Source organism: Lacrimispora indolis DSM 755, from assembly GCF_000526995.1.
In the GTDB taxonomy this organism is placed as follows: domain Bacteria; phylum Bacillota; class Clostridia; order Lachnospirales; family Lachnospiraceae; genus Lacrimispora; species Lacrimispora indolis.
Map to the genome: position 1 here is coordinate 3,643,751 of NZ_AZUI01000001.1, position 17,930 is coordinate 3,661,680.

Consider the following 17,930-nt stretch of genomic DNA (forward strand, 5'->3'; position numbering starts at 1 on the left):
ATCAAATGACAACAAGACTTCAAAAAAACATAAAACAATACTTGAAAGACAATATCGGCATTATCGGGGCATTGCTGATCCTGTGTATTTTCTTATCCATATTTCCAAAGACCAGCAGCGCCTTCCTTTCCCATAAAAACATGTTCAACGTATTAAGGCAGATTTCATCAAACTTATTCCTGGCATGCGGCATGACTATGGTCATCATCTTGGGAGGCATCGACCTTTCCGTAGGCTCTATCATAGCCTTGTCCGGCTGCGTGGCGGCAGGCTGTGTAGCCCGTTATAATCTTCCCATATTTGCGGCCATCATCATCGGCGTGCTCATCGGCATGGCAGTGGGAATGATGAACGGTGTGGTCATTTCCAAAACGACCATTCCCCCGTTTATCGTGACCCTTGCTACCATGAACGTGGCAAAAGGTCTGGCGTATGTGTATACTGGCGGCTCCCCGGTTCGGGTGGTTACAAAGGCATGGCAGTTTCTCGGCGCCGGTTACATCGGGGGAATTCCCACGCCTGTCATACTTTTGGTGTTTGTCCTGATTATTACGGCAATAATTATGAATAAGACAAAGCTGGGGCGGCACATTTATGCGGTGGGCGGCAACGCCCAGGCGGCGAAATTCTCCGGTATCAGCACGGCCAGGGTAAAGCTTCTGGTTCATACTTATTCCGGCATCATGGCCGGCCTTGCAGGAGTGGTCCTGGCCTCCCGTATGTATTCCGGGCAGCCTACGGCAGGTGACGGTGCGGAAATGGATGCCATTGCAGCAGTCGTGGTAGGCGGCACCTCCATGGCAGGCGGTTCCGGCAAGATCGGCGGAACCATTATCGGCGGCCTTATCATCGGTGTTTTAAACAACGGTCTGAACCTGATGAACGTCAATTCTTTCTGGCAGTATGTGGTGAAAGGCATCGTCATTCTTCTGGCTGTATTCATCGATTATTTAAGAAACAAAAAGAAGGATTAAATTTATGTCCTTGCAAAAAGCGTTTCCTTAACGGAGAGACGCTTTTTGTGGTATACTATCCACGTTACAGTAAATAAACCAAATTGGGAAGTGAAAAGCATGAAGGCAAGGACAGGATTATTTTTTCTGGTCATTGGAATATTGGCCCTTCTGCCCGGCTGCCAGAGGAATGAGAGCAGGACCAGGCAGCACGAGGCCCAACTTTTCGGAGCAACCTATATGACCAGAAACAACCCCTATTTTGACATATTGAACCAGGGAATCGAAGAGGTGGTTGAGGCCAATGGGGATATTCTTCTCACCAGGGACCCTCTTCAGGACCAGGAGAAGCAGAATGAACAGATCATGGAATTGATCGATGAGGGGATCTGCATGCTGTTTTTGAATCCGGTGGACTGGGAGGCTGTTTCTCCTGCCCTTGATGCGTGCAAAAAGGCGGGAGTAGCCGTCATCAATGTGGATACCGTTGTAAAGGACAGGGATTCTGTCATATCCATCATAGAAACGGACAATTACCAGGCAGGCCAGCTTTGCGCCCTGGATATGATGAAGCGGAAGAAATCCGCCAATATTGTAATTCTGGACAACCCCATACAAATGTCCATCACCTACCGTGCCCAGGGATTTACCGATGCCATTGCAGGAAACGGCAACTACCGGGTGGTGTACCGCCATGCGGCCGGCGGGGAAATTGAGGTGTCCTCCAAGGTGATGGAGGAGGTCCTGCGTAAAAACATTGATTTTGATGTGATTCTTGGCGGCAACGATCCCACGGCTTTGGGAGCTCTTGCGGCTTTGCAGCAGGCCAGGAAAGAGGAGGGGATCCTGATTTATGGAATCGACGGTTCCCCTGATTTTAAGGCCATTCTGGATATGGGCTATGTTACCGGGACCAGTGCCCAGAGTCCCAAGTCCATCGGCAGGGTGGCGGCTGAAACGGCATACCGGTATCTGGCAGGGGAGCCGGTGGATCAATACATCAGCCTTCCCAGCACCCTTATTACAAAGGACAATCTTGATAATTACGAAATTGACGGCTGGCAGTAGGTAGAGAGATGGAAGAGAAAAAATTTAACAGCCGGATCGGCCTTCTTCAGGTGGGCATCCTGGCCTTAAACATGATATCGGTCATGGGAATCAGCATTTTTATTTACTGGACAATTGAAAAAATCCGGAGGGCATACGCTGCAAGAGAATTCTTAAACGAGATCCAGGCCATTGTCTGGTATCCTTATGCAAAGATCTGGCTCTGCGCCCTTTTATTGGTGCTGCTTACCTTAAGCATGGTGATCCGGGACCGTTTGTTTCCCAATAACAGCAAGGTCATCCTCACCAGTCTGGTGGCGGATTTCCTCATCTGCTTTGGGATCATCATCCTTTTGAATTTTAATTATAACGGAATCCTGCTCCTGGTATTTTCCAACGTCATTATGTATGTGAAAAACGGAAAGTCCAGGTATATCCTGGCTGCCGTTGCCATCGGAAGCTTCATATTGGCTGATTATGAGCTTTTGTCCATTTCCTACCGCCTGTATTCCATTCAGGATTATATTTCCTATTACAGTGCGTCGGTGCAGCAGTATCTTTTAAGTGTATACAATATTTTAATATCCTTAAATGTAATTGTGTTTGTTGTATATTGTGTCAATATCATCAATGAGCAGCAGGGAAACTTAGATGAGATCCATGGGCTTAATGAAAAGCTTCAGGAGGTCAACGAACAGCTTCAAAAATATTCCCTTATGGCTGAAAAAATGGCTGAGACAAGGGAGAGAAACCGCCTGGCCAGGGAGATCCATGATACCCTGGGCCATACCCTGACCGGGATTGCGGCGGGGATCGATGCCTGTCTTGCCATCATCGGGACGTCGCCGGATCAGACAAAGAAGCAGCTGGAGCTGATCTCCAAGGTAACCAGAGACGGGATAAAGGATATCCGCCGTTCTGTCAGTGAACTAAGGCCCGATGCCCTGGACCGTTTCAGCCTGGAATATGCCATTAATAAAATGGTCACGGATATTAATGCGGTGTCTGAGACAAGGGTATATTTTGACTGCAAGGTCCAGAACTTAAAGTTTGATGAAGATGAGGAAAATGCCATTTACCGGGTTGTCCAGGAAGGGATTACCAATGCTATCCGCCACGGGCACGCCAGGGAGATATGGATCACCATACAAAGAGAAAATCAGGACATCCTGATCCAGATCAAGGACAACGGAATCGGCTGTAAGGAAATAAAGAACGGCTTCGGCACGAAGCACATGAAAGAACGGATCAGGATGTTAAGCGGAGTTGTGACGTTTGACGGAAGCAATGGGTTTATCGTCAACGCAAGGATACCGATTCGGAGGGGGGAGACCTATGATTAAAGTATTGATCGCGGATGATCAGGAGTTGATCCGTCAGAGCCTGCAGATCGTGTTAAACAGCAGACAGGATATCATGGTGACCGATGTGGCCGCAGACGGCCAGGAGGTGATCCGGTGTGTGAGGAAGAATGTGCCGGATGTGATTTTAATGGACGTGCGGATGCCAAAGATGGACGGAGTGCAGTGCACGAAGATCATAAAGGAAAGCTATCCCCAAATCAAGATCATCATACTGACTACCTTTGATGATGATGAATACGTGTATAACGCCTTAAAATACGGGGCAAGCGGATACATGTTAAAGGGTGTTTCCATGGAAGAGCTGGTAGGGGCCATAACCACTGTTTACAACGGCTGGGCCATGATCAATCCGGATATTGCGGCAAAGGTACTGCGTTTCTTTTCCCAGATGGCCCAGGCGGATGATACCATATCAGTCATGGAAAAGAACATGGAGGAATTGACCAGGACAGAATGGAAGATCATCGCCCAGGTGGAGAAGGGGGCCAGCAATAAGGAGATCGCAAAGGCTTTGAACCTTTCTGAGGGAACGGTCCGCAATTACTTAAGCACAATTTTAAACAAGCTGGATTTAAGGGACAGGACTCAGCTTGCCATATGGGCGGTCCAGACCAATGTGAGAAAGCGGGTAGAGACTTAATAAAGGTAAGAGGAAAACGAAAAGAGCAGCAGAAACAAAAAAGTGCAGAGTATAGAAGACAATAACAAATCAAAGGCAAAGGGGAAGCGGGAATGGGGAAGTGGAAAAAGAGCCTTTGCATCAGTGCCGCCATAGCCGCACTGATAACGGGGGCCTTGATTTACCGCAGTCAGAACAGGGAAATAATTCTGGAATTCGGCATGTTTACGGGAAGCAACTGGGATGTGGCCAGTGCCAACAGCTTTAAGATCATAGACAAGGCAGTCAGACGTTTTGAAGAGTCTCATCCAAATGTGAAGATCCATTATTACAGCGGAATCGCAAAGGAGGACTATTCTGAATGGTGCGCCCGAAAGCTTTTGGAGGGGAAGATGCCGGATGTGTTTATGATACTGGATTCGGACTTTGACAAATTCACTTCCCTGGGAGTCATGAAGGATTTAGACGAAATGATGGCAGGAGATGGGGAGTTTCATAAAGAGGACTTTTTTACTACGGCCTTAAATACGGGCCGTCGCAACGGACGCCAGTATGCCCTGCCTTATGAAACTGTTCCGTCTCTCATGTTTGTAAACAAGTCCCTGCTGGCTAAGGAAAGGATCCAGATGCCCAAGGAGGACTGGACCTGGGAGGATATGTATGAAATATGCAGGAAGGTGACAAAGGACACGGACAAGGATGGACTTCTGGATCAGTTTGGCACTTATAATTACAGCTGGCGGGATGCCTTTTACACCAGCGGAGGCAAGCTGTATGACGAGAATCAGGACCAGCTTTCCTTTACAGACAGCCGGGTGCTGGATGCCATCAAATACATTAAGCGGCTCAGCGACTTAAACCAGGGCCAGAGCGTCACTCAGGAAGATTTTAATGAGGGCAGGGTGGCCTTCATGCCTTTGACCTTTGCGGAATACCGCACCTACAAGACCTATCCTTACCGGATCAAGAAATACACCAGATTTCAATGGGACTGCATCACTTTTCCTGCCGGAAAAGAAGGAGAAAACATATCAAAGGTTGAGGCTCTTTTGATGGGGATCAACAGCAAAACAAAGAATGATAAACTGGCATGGGAATTTTTAAAGCAGCTGACTTACACAGAAGAGATGCAAATGGATGTGTACCTGTATTCCCAGGGAGTTCCGGCTTTAAAAAGCGTGGCTTCCTCTAAGGAAGGGGCGAATATCATACAGGAAGATATGGATGAGGGGGAACAGGTAATCAGCAGCACCCTTCTGTATAATGTGATAGAGGATGGCATCATTGAGCCTAAACTTCTGCAGTATCAGCAGGTCATGAATCTGGCCGATGGAGAGGTGTCAAAGATCCTGCAGGAAAATAAGAATGTTGACAGCAGCATGAAAATATTTCAGAGGACGATCAGCAAGTATTTGCAGCAGCAGAAATGAAAGTGTTTTATAAATAAGAGGCCTCTTTCTGTCATTTCATGACATGGGGCCTCCTTTTTCATGCTTATATTTATCATGCACTCTGACAAATACCTAACAATCAGCAGACCAAATTTTCTGTAACAAAGGCATCAAGCATTGCATTATTAACAGTCGCAGGATTAGCCTCCACGGTGGATCTTATTGTTGCAATAACCGTGTAAGTACAACAGCTACAATTGTTGAGATCGCAATCACAAGATAAAAATGTAAATGTGCTGCTGTTTGAACCCGGCGTCAATGAATTATATGTCCATATAGAACTGACTGCAGTCGGGCTCAATTCATTTTTACATTGTCTGAAAACCTGAAAATCAATTTCTATAAAAGAAATGAGAGAGAGAATGTTACTGCTGAATTCCAGATTGACAGACGGATTGCAAAAGCAAGCTAAGTCCAGATCAAGTGATGCAACAATGTAAGTTGTTCCCGCAGTAATGCCGGCCGGTACGATCAGATTATTAGATGAGCTGCATTTTATTAAAAATTTATTACGTTTTTCATATTTTCCCTGACAATCCTCTAATAAACAACATTGTCTCCCATCCATATTTTTACCTCCGTTTTTCTGGGAATATTATAGCTGAATTTATTTATATTACATTATATTAATAAAACCGGCTAAGGTGATTCATAATTGGTGAACTAATCTGAAAAGGCCATTCTTTGACTGTCTGTGTTTTTCTAAGTTTTCATTCACATACATTATAAAAAAATAATACTATACCATAAAGAGAGTGAGTCCTTCATGGTTTCACAAATAAATGGAGGTTATTGATGCTGGATATGCCATGTGATTGTAACAAAACTGAAAATCTTATAGTAACTTATGATGCCTTCTTAAGCTACAGCTCGACGGATACCCTCTCAATTCCAGCAGGTACAAGTGTGGGGACGTCTTTTCGTATTACATCCCTTATTATTGACAGTTCACACGGAAGAAAATCTAAAATCCGATTCAATTTTTCAAGCAACCTGGTTACAGATGCATTTATTGGGACGGTCAACTTCCAGATATTCAAGCAATGTCCTGAACAGATAGTACCTATACCTGTAGGTTCAGTCTGGAGTTACACAAATATATTTATAAGCTCAGAAGCAATTGCATTTTCTTTCAAGGCATGTGATGAAATATATGATGAGTGCTGTGCCTATTATGTTGCTGTAACAATTGCCTCAGCTGTCACGGAAGGCACAATATCTATTAACAATGCCAATTTAAGTGCCTTGGTTTCTGTAGATTATTGTTCAGCTGATAAACAACTGTTCTGCAGCAATGATATAAATCCGTTCGTATGCAAATGCCGTTGGGGAAAGCTGTGCGGCAGGATCTTTTCAAAGTGCAGCTCTCTGTCAAATGTTTCCATAGCTGATGAAACACCGGCGGGAACCACTGTCACACTTGTATCTTTATCAATTAATACCGAAAAGTTCAATCATCCATGTATTGAGCTGGAATTTTCTACTAATACTGTATTTCCTGAATCATTATTAACTGCTTTTATTCAGATATACAAACAATGTGATTGCCAAATGGCCCAAATCCCGATTGGCCCTGTATGGCTGCTGGAACATGCGTTGCCGGAATCCAATTATAACACCTTTACTTTCCATATTCACGATTGTTTAGACAAAAAGGAAGGATGCTGTACTTATTACGCAATTCTGACAGTTCAGTCTGCTATTGGGGAGGCAGCAACGCTGTTTAGAAATTCCACTCTTCGGGCTACCATCATTGACTGCCCTTGTTAGCAAAAATGGATTCAGATACGGTATACAAAAAGAGTGTCTCTAAAGTCGCCAGGTTAATATCTGCCGGCTGTTAAGACACTCTTTCTTTATTAGATTTAATCCTGTTTCTGAGGTATCTGGTTATTGAACAGATGTTTTCTTTAAATTTGTTTTAGCAGCTATTTGTCAACATGTTTTCTTCTCAGTATGCCTATGGAAGACGTTAAGCCTAAAATTGCTGAGAAGCAGAGCAGGACGTAAATTGCTATTTCGCCGGATCCGGCATCCCCGGTTTTTGGAAGGCCAAGAGGAATAAGCTGCCCATCCACGTCTACCATATAGCCCAGCGGCACTTCGCCGTATATGTCATACAGTTCCTGAGGAGTCATTTCTTCTCTGGGTTTTTGCGTGGGTGCTGCCGCAGGCGTTGATGTTGGAGGAGATATGCCTGGTCCGGAGGGAGTTGTCGGAGAGGGCTGCTGTGGTTTGGGTTCACTGCCGCCGCCACCCCCGCCACCGCCGCCGCCAGTGGGTCTTCGGTAAGTGTTGGTAAATGCTGCAACTGACGTCTTAAGCGTGTCAATCGTACCTGCATCTCCTGTTTTGGTCCCAGTGTACCGTTCAGAAGAATAATCGGACTCAGTCACCTGATATCCCGTACCGTCAGGCAGTCCAGTAATGGTGATGCTCTCCCCGTCAGCAAGAGAAATCGTGTCCCCGCTCTTAATTTCATCGGCTGGGAATTCGCCTTTTCCGGTGAATTTGTAAGGAGCCGTATCAATTGTTTTGTCCGGCTTTGTAAAGGTTACTTTAAAATCGAATTTCTTTGTTGTGCTGGCTCCTGTTCCTGCAACGGTCTTACTGATAGTCAGGCTTCCGGGCAAAAGCTTTGTGTTGGTAAAGGTGGCTATATTCTCCGTGACTGCATCAATGGTGCCGGATGCCTGATCAGAGGCAGTGGTATAACCGCTTCCTGAATAATCTTTTTCAGCCACTGTATAGTGAGTATCCTTTAGCAGTCCGGTGATGGTAATGCTCTGCCCATGGGAGAGAGAAATACTGTCACCGCTCTTAATCTGCCTGATCTCATCTGTTCCGGTATAGCTGTAGTTATATGTACTGACATCCGGTGAACCGTTGGGTTTTGTAAAGCTTACAATGAACTCAAACGGGCCGGTTTCATTGCTGTTTCCTGCGACTGTTTTTTTGATGGTCAGGCTTCCAATGTACTTTGTGTTGGTAAAGGTAACTGCCTTTGCTGCATCTGTTTCAATGGTATCGGATGGATTGCCGGAGACAGAAGTGGCATAGCCGTCTTCGGAATAATCCTTTTCAGCTACCGTATAATGAGTATCCTTTGGAAGTCCTGTAATGGTGATGATCTGCCCATGAGAGAGAGAAATTTTATCACCGCTCTTAATTTGTCTGGTTTCACCTGATCCGGCGTAGCTGTAGTGATATGTATTGCCATCCGGTGTACCGTCCGGTTTTGTGAAGGTTACAGTGAACTCAAACGGACCGGTTTCCTTGCTGTTTCCTTTAACGGTTTTTATGATATTCAGACTTCCGGGCTTGAATTTTGTGTTGATAAAGGCAGCTGTCTGATTCTCTCCGGCAACGATAGTACCGGATTCATCTGTACTGAGAGTCTCATATCCATCACCGGAGTAATTTTCTTCCGTCACCTGATAGGTAATATCCTTTGGAAGCCCGGTTATGGTGATGCTCTGCCCATCTGCCAGATAAATCGGATCCCCGCTCTTAATAAATCCGTCTGCGACCCCGCTTCCGGTATAGAAATACTCGTTGTCTGTATCGCTTAAAATCAATTTGAATTCAAATGTTCTGGTCTTATCGTCTGCATTTCCCACAACCTTTTTCGAAATGGTCAGGCTCCCTGAATCAACAGCAGAGCCGTCCAGGTAGTTCTTTACCGTAAGTTTATTGGAGCTTTCCCCGGTTTTACCGCTGATGGAGGTGTTAATCTTGTTATCTGTTCCCTTAGAGACAACTACAATATAAGCGTTGGTGTCAGGTGCATAGCCGGCAGGCGCTGATGTCTCTTTTAAAGTATAAGTTCCAACAGGGATTGCGCGCATCTTAAGCGTGCCGTCAGCAATTGTGGTACCCTTACGGATTACTGTTACCCCATCCTGTGCATAAAGGGTGAACTGTGCCCCCTGGAGATGAGTGGCAGGACTGGAGCCATCCACTTTAGTGATGGTTAAATTGCCTCCCCGTTCCAGCGTCGCCCATCCGCTCTGATAGGTAACGGGATGGATCTGGCCTGTGTTTGCCCCGCCGGCTTCACTGCCTGTCAGCTTGACCGTATTCTTGACCTGTCCATTTGATTCAAGGGTAATATCGGTTATGTAGGTCAGGCGGTAAGCTTGTTTTACATCGGGAACCGTAAAGGTCAGCGTACGGATCGCAGCATCATAGGTGACACAGGTTGAAGGGTTCACCGTATCGCCGGCTGCGGTCAATTTTCCGTCTGAACCCATAACCATCTTGGTAATCGTAATATTGTCCCATACGGGCTTGCCTGCAGAATCAACAGGAAGTTCCATTCCTTCTGACATGGTGTCCTCAATTTTTACATTTGTAAGACTTAAGTCAAAGGGATTGTAATCTACGGTCCAGGTCAGTCTTGCCTCCTCTTCGCTGAACTTGAATGTTTTGTCCAGTACTCTGGTAATGATCTTTACATCCTGGGTGGCGGTTACAGAATGTGTCCATTTTTCGGCACTAAGCGTAACCGTATTGAGGTCTGTCTTATGTGAATCATTTGACTGCAAATACTCTTCGTAGGCCTTGTCGGTCAACTGGGCCTTTACAAGGATGACATAGGGCCGGTCCAGTGTGGTGAAGACAAAGGACGCTTTTGCACCATCGGTTTCATTGGAATCTGTAAAGGACGGAATGATTCCGATCGTACCGGTTACATCATTATCTGCATTCACCGTACCTCCTGTTGTCGTTCCTTCGAAAATCTTGTAAAAGGTCTTGTCAAATACCCATCCTTTTGGCAGAGTATCTGTAATTGTAACGGCACCGCTGTTAATTCCTGCGGCATCAGTGAAATTCAGGCTGTCGGCGTTGACGCTGAGACGGAAAATTGCCGTTTTGGTTTCATGGTCAAATCCGGAATCAGCATCGCCGATGTTTCCTCCATTGACGCCGGCAGCATCGTTTACTTCCGTATCCCGCTTTAGAATATCTTTCTTGAGAATCTTGTTTGTGATATCTACATCTTTATAATTGGAGTTTAAATAAGTGGTATCACGGAACAGGGAAGCGGTATTCCGAACACTTTTTGTTTCATTTCCGGCAAAGATCGCCGGGTTTACCACTTGGGAATTGAAGGTGTAACTGTTTTTCCCGTTCTTATCTACCGAGACCTCCAGTAAGTCGGCAATGGGGGCATCGTTGCTGTCCTTAATTGTATAGACTTTAGTCAGACTGGGAGTTCCTGTGGTATTCGCAAAGCTTCCTGTGATATATTTCTGGTTAAAGCTGGGAGTAAAACTGTTGTGATTCATGTCTTCCGGCCAGCCGGTGCTGCCGCTTAGACCAGCATTATCCTTGCCATAAACCAACAAATCGTAGACCTTTAAAGCCTGACTGGGGGAAGCAAGTGTTTGCCCCTTAGGGTCCACCGTTACGGTCCACTGAATCTGGCGGTCCGATCTGCTGCCGACCAGAGTACCATCTTTTGAAATGGGGTTATAACCGACCCCAATGCCCACGTTTCCGGTGCCAATAACCGTGCCGTCAGGTACGCCTGTCCATGTGATGGCAGCCTGATTGTTGTACGTTTTTATGCCTGATACAGAACCGCTTGCATCATCCGGCACTTTGGTTGTAACGAGCAGCCTGATGGGAGTGGTGATGTCACCTACGGTGATCTTTCCTTCTGCATCAGGGGTAAGGGTGACTTTGTTTATCCAGCCGCCCGACCCATCAGAAAAAAACAACTCTACCGAATCGATGGCCTGCCCGTTATCGGCAATATCGGTAATCACAACACCCTTTAGGTCGGCCCCGCGCTGGTTGGCGATGATCTCCCATTCAATGGTACGGTTTGCGGGATTATAAATATCTCCTGTACCATCATTGGTCTTAACATGCTTTTTAGTAATCCATTTCTTTTCAAGCTTGACTGTATCGGAACCTTCCTTCACAGATTGGTCATCTGAATTTAAGAGTTTGGCGTTATTCGTGATGGAGGGCTCGCTGTTGGAGAAAAATTTACTCTCCGGGATTTCTGTCTTAAATTTTACAGTCTGCGGCGATATAGAGCCGCTGGGGAAGAGGTATGTAAGCGGGGATAGGGCAGTGGGTGTGACAGAACTGGTGCCTACGATCAATGAATTGGCCTTATACGTCCCTACAGCAGCCAGGTTATCACTGAACTTATAGCCCTCTAAGTCAACGGAGCTACCGCCCTGTGTTGCAGTGATCACGACCTCCCATTCCACCGTGTTATCACTCCAGTTTACAGTGCCTTCCTTACTTACATTATAAATAATCTCGGCGGCCGGAGTGGTAACGATAAAGGTCTTTTCCAGAATTTTAATGACCTTTTTTCCGTTTTCGGTTTCCGCATTGCTTTCATCGTATTTCAATGTTGCGTTGAAACCGGCCGCTATGTTGATTGCAGGGTCTTCTTCATCGTCAACACTGTCATCCCAGTCAAATAGGATCTGGGCGGTCATCATGCCTTCCCCATTGGCTGACAGCGTTGCATGACCGATGACAGTCCCATCATCTGTCTTCAGCACTGCTGTGGACGGAGCTAATGTAAAGCCTTTGCCCAGTTCAACGGTGGCAGTATCGCCTTTGCTGACATATACCGGCGGTTCAGGAGTATCATATTTTACCGGTACCTTTATTTTAAACTTAATATCCAGGGTATCCGTGTTTATGATGGTGTCACCGTCATTAAGCGGAGAACCGTTTTTCTTTACTTCAATTTCCGGTTCCAGTATTGCTGAGTCGATCAGCTTTTGAGGCCCTGCATTCAACAGCAAAGGCATTGCACCGGAAGGTGTTGCCTTTGGAGAACCTGATGAGCCTTTGCTTAAACCATGATCCGCATCAGAAGGTGTTCCTTTTGTGGGATCGGTTTTCTCATTGCCGGTGGCCGCAGGATCTTTGTCCGCATTGGAAGGTGTTCCTGTGTCCGCACTGACTGCGTTTTCATCTGATATTCCAAGCCCTTCGGCCCATACCGTATTGAGCGGCGAAAACACATTCAACACGATCATCAGGATCAACAGCCAGCTGATCAGCCGCCTTTGTTTCCCTTTTTTCAATTCTCATTCCTCCTTTTGTTAATGCCCTTCATTCGATTTCAAGCGTGTGCCTGAGTGAGAATCGCGGCTTTATATTTAAAGTGATTCCTCTGCCGCCGGCCCTGCTTGCCTTGGCGAAAGGAATCCTGTTAAAATTATATAAGGTCCTGTTTATTGGTGCTTGAAAATGCAGAAAAAAAGTTACACCGAAATAGACAAAAAGAAAAAATCGTGTTACAATATTTTCCAAAATAAGAAAAAGTGGGGATCAGGAAATGAAAACCGGTAAATTGCTGGAGGATTTGATCGAAATTGCGGATATTCCGAAAACAGATTTTGCAATCAGCATGAACATGACTCCAAGTGGATTAAGCAAGATTCTGAAAGGGGGAAGGCTGCCTTTTCTGAAGGAAAAGAGGGCATTTTGCCGGCAGGCCGCCGCATATTTTGCAGAAGTTCTGTATGGACATGGCTGTTATTTAAAATTTATGCATATTTTTCCGGTCATATATGATTTCAGTTCCAGATACGAACTGGAAATGTTTCTGTCTTATGCCATTGAGTATGCCTTTGATAAAGATTTTGACGAGGAGAACAATGGAAATATGAGTTATCCCGACAGGGAAGCAAGCTTTCTGGGGAAAAAGACCATCCTGAACATGTTCTGTGTGCTTATTTCCGATCACATCATGGGCAGTCATGACCTTCCCCTGGAGTTTTACAGCACCCTCCCCCTTTTTGACCGGTATTATTCTGACATTTTCCAAAGAGTAAAAATAGCAAATCCTCGAAAAGGGGAAAGGGCCGTCTTTAACCACTTTTTTGATATGACCTCCTTAGAAACGTCCTCCGGCGATTATAATACCGGTCTTCTGTCCTCCATTGTCAGGGCCCAGGAGTATGTGGATTTGAATCTATGGAAAACCACAAAAGAAATGAACTGCCTCTTTTTACTTTTAAAGGGTCAATTTCTCCTTCTTTTCAGCCTGCAGCTGGATGGGATGCCTCTTATGTCCTTTGTCACCCATAAAGGCTATTTGAGTGTATTCTTCAATTCGCTTATGAGAAATGATGCCAGGAAAATAAGCTACAGCGGAAGAGAGGCAGCAGCGGCGTTGGAAGCAGACCCTTCCATCCCCTCAAGGGTGATGGACAGGCATATGGAGGCCGTATATAATTTCATATCTATAGGCTATTTAGTGGGAGAAAAGGATTTGGGGCCGGCAGGAGGCAGGGAGGTGGCCAAAAGAGCTGTTCTGGAACTTTTTCACAGGATCCTGGACAAGGATACCATTTTTCTCGTCACCGTGGATGCCATGCTTGGCTTTTGTTCTACAGGAAAAGCCATTGTGCCCCTTTTTGGCGCTGTGGATTTTCTGCCTGAGGAACGCATCCCATACCTGCGGAGGTTTAACTCCTTTATCAACGATAAAAGCTCTGACAAAGTCAGGATCGTAAACAGCGAACAGCCGAAAGCAGCAGTGTTCTGTTTAAAAGGGCTGAATCTGATTTATATGATTGATCATGATTATAAGGAGGAAAAAGTCCACTGCTTTGAGACGGATCTGTTCCATGAAATTTTAAGCAGGGAAACATCAGATAACACCATGAAGCTGCTGGACTTCAGCCCTGATCTTTGGGAGACTTACCTTGATGAAATGTCCAGGAACCTTAGCAGACCGGTTTTGCAGAAACAGCTGAGCTGATTAAAGTTTCATGCTTATTTCATGGGGACAATGAAAAACCAGGAATGTTTTGATTTGAGAAAAAGAACTGATAAGAAGCTGTAAAATTTTGGAGGATATACAATAATAATAAGGTGTGAGAAGGAAGTGCTGCACAATGACAGGAAGCCATCATGACTTCCTGTCAGGAGCAGCACTTCAGTTCTTTTTAAACTTACACCGTATATCGGCTTAAAAGGCCCGCATTAAGTTTACCATTTCAATGGCGCTGACGGCACTGTCAAATCCCTTGTTTCCGGCTTTCGTTCCGGCACGTTCAATTGCCTGTTCAATATTTTCTGTTGTAAGGACCCCAAACAAAACCGGAATATCATTAGCAAGTGCTGTCTGTGCAATACCTTTTGATACCTCGCTGCATACATAATCATAATGGCTGGTACTTCCGCGGATGACTGCTCCAAGGCATATTACCGCATCATATTTCTTACTTTTTGCCATTTTGGAAGCTATCAGCGGAATTTCAAAAGCTCCGGGAACCCATGCCACATCAATATTTTCTTCTTGAACATCATGGCGTTTTAATCCATCCAATGCACCGGAAAGCAGCTTGGAGGTTATGAATTCATTAAAGCGGGCAGCAACGATTCCGATCTTAATGTCCTCAGATATAAGTTTTCCTTCAAATACGTTCATGTAAAAATCTCCTTTTTAATAGTTTAAAATATGGCCCATTTTGGATTGCTTTGTTTGTAAATAGAACAGGTCATGAGCTGTCGCGTTCATTTGGATAGGAACCCGTTCCGTGATCTCCATACCAAAGCCGGAAAGCTGATATACTTTGTCAGGGTTGTTTGTTAACAGACGTAAGGTTTTAGCGCCTAAATCTTTCAGTATTTGAGCGCCAATATAATATTCTCTCATATCACCGTCAAAGCCCAATGCGATATTGGCTTCAAGAGTATCCATACCCAGATCCTGCAATTCATAGGCACGCAGCTTGTTAATAAGCCCAATGCCGCGCCCTTCCTGCCGCATGTAGAGCAGGACCCCGCGTCCCTCTTGTGCAATTTGTGCCATTGCTGCCGCAAACTGCTGACCGCAATCACAGCGGAGAGAACCAAACGCATCTCCTGTCAAACACTCTGAATGAACGCGGCATAAAAGATTCTTTCCATCTCCAATATCCCCGTGGACCAATGCGATATGATGTTCTCCATTCAGCTTATTCACATAGCCATACGCTTTGAAATCGCCGTATTTAGTAGGCATTTTTGTTACAGTAACACGTTCTGCCAGCTTGTCGTGATTTTTGCGGTAGCTTTGCAGCGCTTTAATTGTAATAAACTTTAAATTCCATTTTTGTGCCAGTTCGATCAATTCCGGGGTGCGCATCATGGTGCCGTCATCTCCCATGATTTCACAACATAGACCGCACTCTTTTAAATTGGCAAGCCTTAGTAAATCCACCGTTGCCTCTGTGTGACCGTTTCGTTCAAGAACACCGTTTCGTTTTGCAGTCAACGGGAACATATGGCCGGGACGCCGGAAATCTTCCGGCTTTACATCATCCCTGGCGCAGGCACGGGCAGTCCTGCTCCGTTCTTCTGCTGAAATTCCCGTTGTGGTATCAATATGGTCGATAGAAACCGTAAAGGCAGTTTCATGGTTGTCTGTATTGGAATTTACCATTTGGGGAAGATTGAGCTTTTGGCAAAGCTCAATGCTCATGGGCATACAAATCAGCCCTTTCCCGTGTATTGCCATAAAATTCACATTCTCTGTGGTAGCAAACTCAGCCCCACAGATCAAATCTCCTTCATTTTCCCTGTCCTCGTCATCTGTGACTAAAATGATTTTGCCCTGACGTAAGTCGTCAAGTGCTTCTTCAATCGTGTTGAATTGAAACATAATTCCTCCTAATATCCGGCTTCCGTAAGAAAGCCTTTTGACAGTTTCGTTGGTTGCGCCGGTTTACCCAGAAACTTTTCAATATATTTTCCAACACAGTCATTTTCTAAATTGACTGTATCTCCAACCCGCTTTCCAGCTAGTGTGGTATGATTTGCGGTATGTGGGATAACAGATATGCTGAAATCAACGTCAGAGACTTTAGCAACTGTCAGACTAATGCCGTCAACCGCAATGGAACCTTTTTCTACGATGTAACGTAAAATCTCCGGTGTTGCCCGGATGTTATACCAAACTGCATTGTCATCCCTTTTTATCCAGCGAATAACGCCTGTTCCGTCAATATGTCCGGTGACAATATGGCCTCCAAAACGCCCATCAGCCGGCATGGCCCGTTCCAGATTGACCATGGCGCCGGAATGAAGGCTGTTAAGGGAAGAACGCTGGATTGTTTCATGCATGACATCTGCTGTAAATCCGGTGCTTGTATAAGACGTAACCGTTAAGCAAATTCCGTTTACAGCAATGCTGTCACCCAGTTTCATGTCCTTTAACACAGAGGCCGCCCCAATGGTTAAGACCGCAGAATTCGCCCCTTTTTTTATATTGCGGACTGTTCCGGTTTCTTCAATGATCCCTGTAAACACTCTATCACCTCACTTTCCAAAAGAATGTCCCCGCCTAATTTAGTGACTGATGGAGGCAGCAGCTGATAAGCTTCATCTGGTGCTTCAATGCCTGTGCCGCCGATGGGAGATTTGGCATTGATACCTCCAAATAATTTGGGCGCAAGATAAACCTGCATTTTGTTAACAATACCACTGTTCAGTGCAGACCAATTTAACGTTTGACCTCCTTCTAATAAAATGCTGTCCATTCCCTTTTTTCCTAAAGCAATCATCAGCTCCTTTAAATCCACATGACCATCCTTTGACGGCAGGAGAAGAACTTCACATCCTGCCTCTTTGTATGTCTGTATCCTGATGCTGTCTGTGCAGCAGGTTGCAATGACTGTTTTATGCTGTTTTGCGGTTTTCACTACCTTTGCCTGTAACGGCGTTTTTAGTTCTGTGTCACAAATAATGCGGACAGGACTTTTTAAGTCAGGCAACCGGCATGTCAGCAAGGGGTCATCAATGATAATCGTGCCTACCCCTGCCATGATCCCAGAATACCGATGTCTGTCTTTGTGGACACGCTCACGGGCGGTTTCCCCTGTGATCCATTTGGATTTTCCAGAGCGGGTGGCGATTTTTCCATCCATTGTCATGGCGTATTTCATTACAACATAAGGAGTTTTGTTCTGAATGAAATGGAAGAATACTTCATTGAGTTTATTGCACTCCTCGGTCAGCACTCCTTCCACAACCTCAATTCCATGCTGATGCAACATTTCAATTCCTTTTCCGGCCACCAAAGGGTTGGGGTCAGATGAGCCGATTACTACGCGCCGGATTCCGCTTGAAATAATTGCTTCCGTGCATGGCGGTGTTTTTCCAAAATGACAGCACGGTTCCAATGTTACATACAGCGTTGCGCCATTGGGTAAATCTGTGCAGTTTTGAAGGGCATCCCGTTCTGCATGAAGCTTACCGTACTGATGATGATAACCCGTACCAATGATGATATGGTCTTTTACGATAACCGCTCCGACCATTGGATTGGGATTTACCCATCCACAACCCTTTTCTGCAAGCTCCAATGCTTTTTGCATATAATCTTTATCTTTCAATCACGCACCTCCTGAAAAAGTAAAATGCCTTGAACCATAGATCGTTCAAGGCATTTACCAGCGTCAAAATATTTAAATATATCTGAAGGTATGTATCTGAAAATAAAAAGCTCTGAAACGATAAA

General features: G+C 45.3%; 13 protein-coding genes. 7 read left to right on the forward strand and 6 right to left on the reverse strand.

Annotated features, from left to right (window positions below):
- Positions 1 to 5 precede the first annotated feature (5 nt).
- The 5 genes from K401_RS0117485 to K401_RS0117505 all read left to right on the forward strand — a co-directional run bounded on the left by K401_RS0117485 (position 6) and on the right by K401_RS0117505 (position 5,413).
- Positions 6 to 974: an ABC transporter permease gene (locus tag K401_RS0117485; RefSeq protein ID WP_024294165.1), complete on the forward strand. Its 969-nt coding sequence runs from the start codon at positions 6 to 8 to the stop codon at positions 972 to 974.
- Between the two features lie 99 nt (positions 975 to 1,073).
- Positions 1,074 to 2,021 (forward strand): sugar ABC transporter substrate-binding protein, encoded by a 948-nt coding sequence (locus K401_RS0117490; RefSeq protein ID WP_024294166.1) that lies wholly within the window; start codon positions 1,074 to 1,076, stop codon positions 2,019 to 2,021.
- Between the two features lie 8 nt (positions 2,022 to 2,029).
- A complete protein-coding gene (locus tag K401_RS0117495) occupies positions 2,030 to 3,343 on the forward strand; it encodes a sensor histidine kinase (protein ID WP_024294167.1) in 1,314 nt (437 codons plus the stop codon).
- Positions 3,336 to 4,004 carry a response regulator transcription factor gene (locus K401_RS0117500; RefSeq protein ID WP_024294168.1) on the forward strand — a complete coding sequence of 223 codons (669 nt, stop codon included), beginning with the start codon at positions 3,336 to 3,338 and terminating at the stop codon, positions 4,002 to 4,004. Before K401_RS0117495 ends, K401_RS0117500 begins: the two co-directional genes overlap by 8 nt.
- A gap of 92 nt (positions 4,005 to 4,096) precedes the next feature.
- Positions 4,097 to 5,413 carry an ABC transporter substrate-binding protein gene (locus K401_RS0117505; RefSeq protein WP_024294169.1) on the forward strand — a complete coding sequence of 439 codons (1,317 nt, stop codon included), beginning with the start codon at positions 4,097 to 4,099 and terminating at the stop codon, positions 5,411 to 5,413.
- 100 nt (positions 5,414 to 5,513) lie between these two features.
- Here K401_RS0117505 and K401_RS32495 read toward each other — a convergent pair whose 3' ends face one another.
- Positions 5,514 to 6,002 (reverse strand): DUF4489 domain-containing protein, encoded by a 489-nt coding sequence (locus K401_RS32495; RefSeq protein WP_024345159.1) that lies wholly within the window; start codon positions 6,000 to 6,002, stop codon positions 5,514 to 5,516.
- A 227-nt stretch (positions 6,003 to 6,229) separates the two neighbouring features.
- On the opposite strand from K401_RS32495, the gene K401_RS31950 reads away from it, so the two are divergent.
- Positions 6,230 to 7,204: a DUF4489 domain-containing protein gene (locus tag K401_RS31950; RefSeq protein ID WP_024294170.1), complete on the forward strand. Its 975-nt coding sequence runs from the start codon at positions 6,230 to 6,232 to the stop codon at positions 7,202 to 7,204.
- Positions 7,205 to 7,362: 158 nt separating this feature from the next.
- On the opposite strand, the gene K401_RS0117515 is transcribed toward K401_RS31950, so the two are convergent.
- Positions 7,363 to 12,501: a DUF7601 domain-containing protein gene (locus K401_RS0117515; RefSeq protein ID WP_024294171.1), complete on the reverse strand. Its 5,139-nt coding sequence runs from the start codon at positions 12,499 to 12,501 to the stop codon at positions 7,363 to 7,365.
- 254 nt (positions 12,502 to 12,755) lie between these two features.
- On the opposite strand from K401_RS0117515, the gene K401_RS0117520 reads away from it, so the two are divergent.
- Entirely contained in the window at positions 12,756 to 14,186 is a 1,431-nt protein-coding gene (locus K401_RS0117520; protein WP_024294172.1) for a hypothetical protein, read from the forward strand.
- A gap of 210 nt (positions 14,187 to 14,396) precedes the next feature.
- Here the strand turns inward: K401_RS0117520 and ribH are convergent, their stop codons facing one another.
- Genes ribH through ribD form a run of 4 tightly spaced genes read right to left on the reverse strand, consistent with a single transcriptional unit; the run spans position 14,397 to position 17,805 of the window.
- Complete coding sequence (gene ribH / locus K401_RS0117525; protein ID WP_024294173.1) at positions 14,397 to 14,858, reverse strand: 6,7-dimethyl-8-ribityllumazine synthase; 462 nt, start codon at positions 14,856 to 14,858, stop codon at positions 14,397 to 14,399.
- A gap of 15 nt (positions 14,859 to 14,873) precedes the next feature.
- Complete coding sequence (locus K401_RS0117530; RefSeq protein WP_024294174.1) at positions 14,874 to 16,073, reverse strand: bifunctional 3,4-dihydroxy-2-butanone-4-phosphate synthase/GTP cyclohydrolase II; 1,200 nt, start codon at positions 16,071 to 16,073, stop codon at positions 14,874 to 14,876.
- Positions 16,074 to 16,081: 8 nt separating this feature from the next.
- Positions 16,082 to 16,720, reverse strand: coding sequence for a riboflavin synthase (gene ribE, locus K401_RS0117535; RefSeq protein ID WP_024294175.1), 639 nt, complete (start codon positions 16,718 to 16,720; stop codon positions 16,082 to 16,084).
- The gene (ribD, locus tag K401_RS0117540) at positions 16,675 to 17,805 is read right to left on the reverse strand and encodes a bifunctional diaminohydroxyphosphoribosylaminopyrimidine deaminase/5-amino-6-(5-phosphoribosylamino)uracil reductase RibD (RefSeq protein WP_024294176.1); all 1,131 of its coding nucleotides are present in this window, start codon (positions 17,803 to 17,805) and stop codon (positions 16,675 to 16,677) included. Before ribD ends, ribE begins: the two co-directional genes overlap by 46 nt.
- Between the last annotated feature and the right edge of the window lie 125 nt (positions 17,806 to 17,930).

What these genes read in the sequence shown, in the direction of transcription:
- K401_RS0117485 (WP_024294165.1), top strand. Translation starts at nt 6, where the DNA reads ATGACAACAAGACTTCAAAAAAACATAAAACAATACTTGAAAGACAAT.
- K401_RS0117490 (WP_024294166.1), top strand. Translation starts at nt 1,074, where the DNA reads ATGAAGGCAAGGACAGGATTATTTTTTCTGGTCATTGGAATATTGGCC.
- K401_RS0117495 (WP_024294167.1), top strand. Translation starts at nt 2,030, where the DNA reads ATGGAAGAGAAAAAATTTAACAGCCGGATCGGCCTTCTTCAGGTGGGC.
- K401_RS0117500 (WP_024294168.1), top strand. Translation starts at nt 3,336, where the DNA reads ATGATTAAAGTATTGATCGCGGATGATCAGGAGTTGATCCGTCAGAGC.
- K401_RS0117505 (WP_024294169.1), top strand. Translation starts at nt 4,097, where the DNA reads ATGGGGAAGTGGAAAAAGAGCCTTTGCATCAGTGCCGCCATAGCCGCA.
- K401_RS32495 (WP_024345159.1), bottom strand. Translation starts at nt 6,002, where the DNA reads ATGGATGGGAGACAATGTTGTTTATTAGAGGATTGTCAGGGAAAATAT.
- K401_RS31950 (WP_024294170.1), top strand. Translation starts at nt 6,230, where the DNA reads ATGCTGGATATGCCATGTGATTGTAACAAAACTGAAAATCTTATAGTA.
- K401_RS0117520 (WP_024294172.1), top strand. Translation starts at nt 12,756, where the DNA reads ATGAAAACCGGTAAATTGCTGGAGGATTTGATCGAAATTGCGGATATT.
- ribH (WP_024294173.1), bottom strand. Translation starts at nt 14,858, where the DNA reads ATGAACGTATTTGAAGGAAAACTTATATCTGAGGACATTAAGATCGGA.
- K401_RS0117530 (WP_024294174.1), bottom strand. Translation starts at nt 16,073, where the DNA reads ATGTTTCAATTCAACACGATTGAAGAAGCACTTGACGACTTACGTCAG.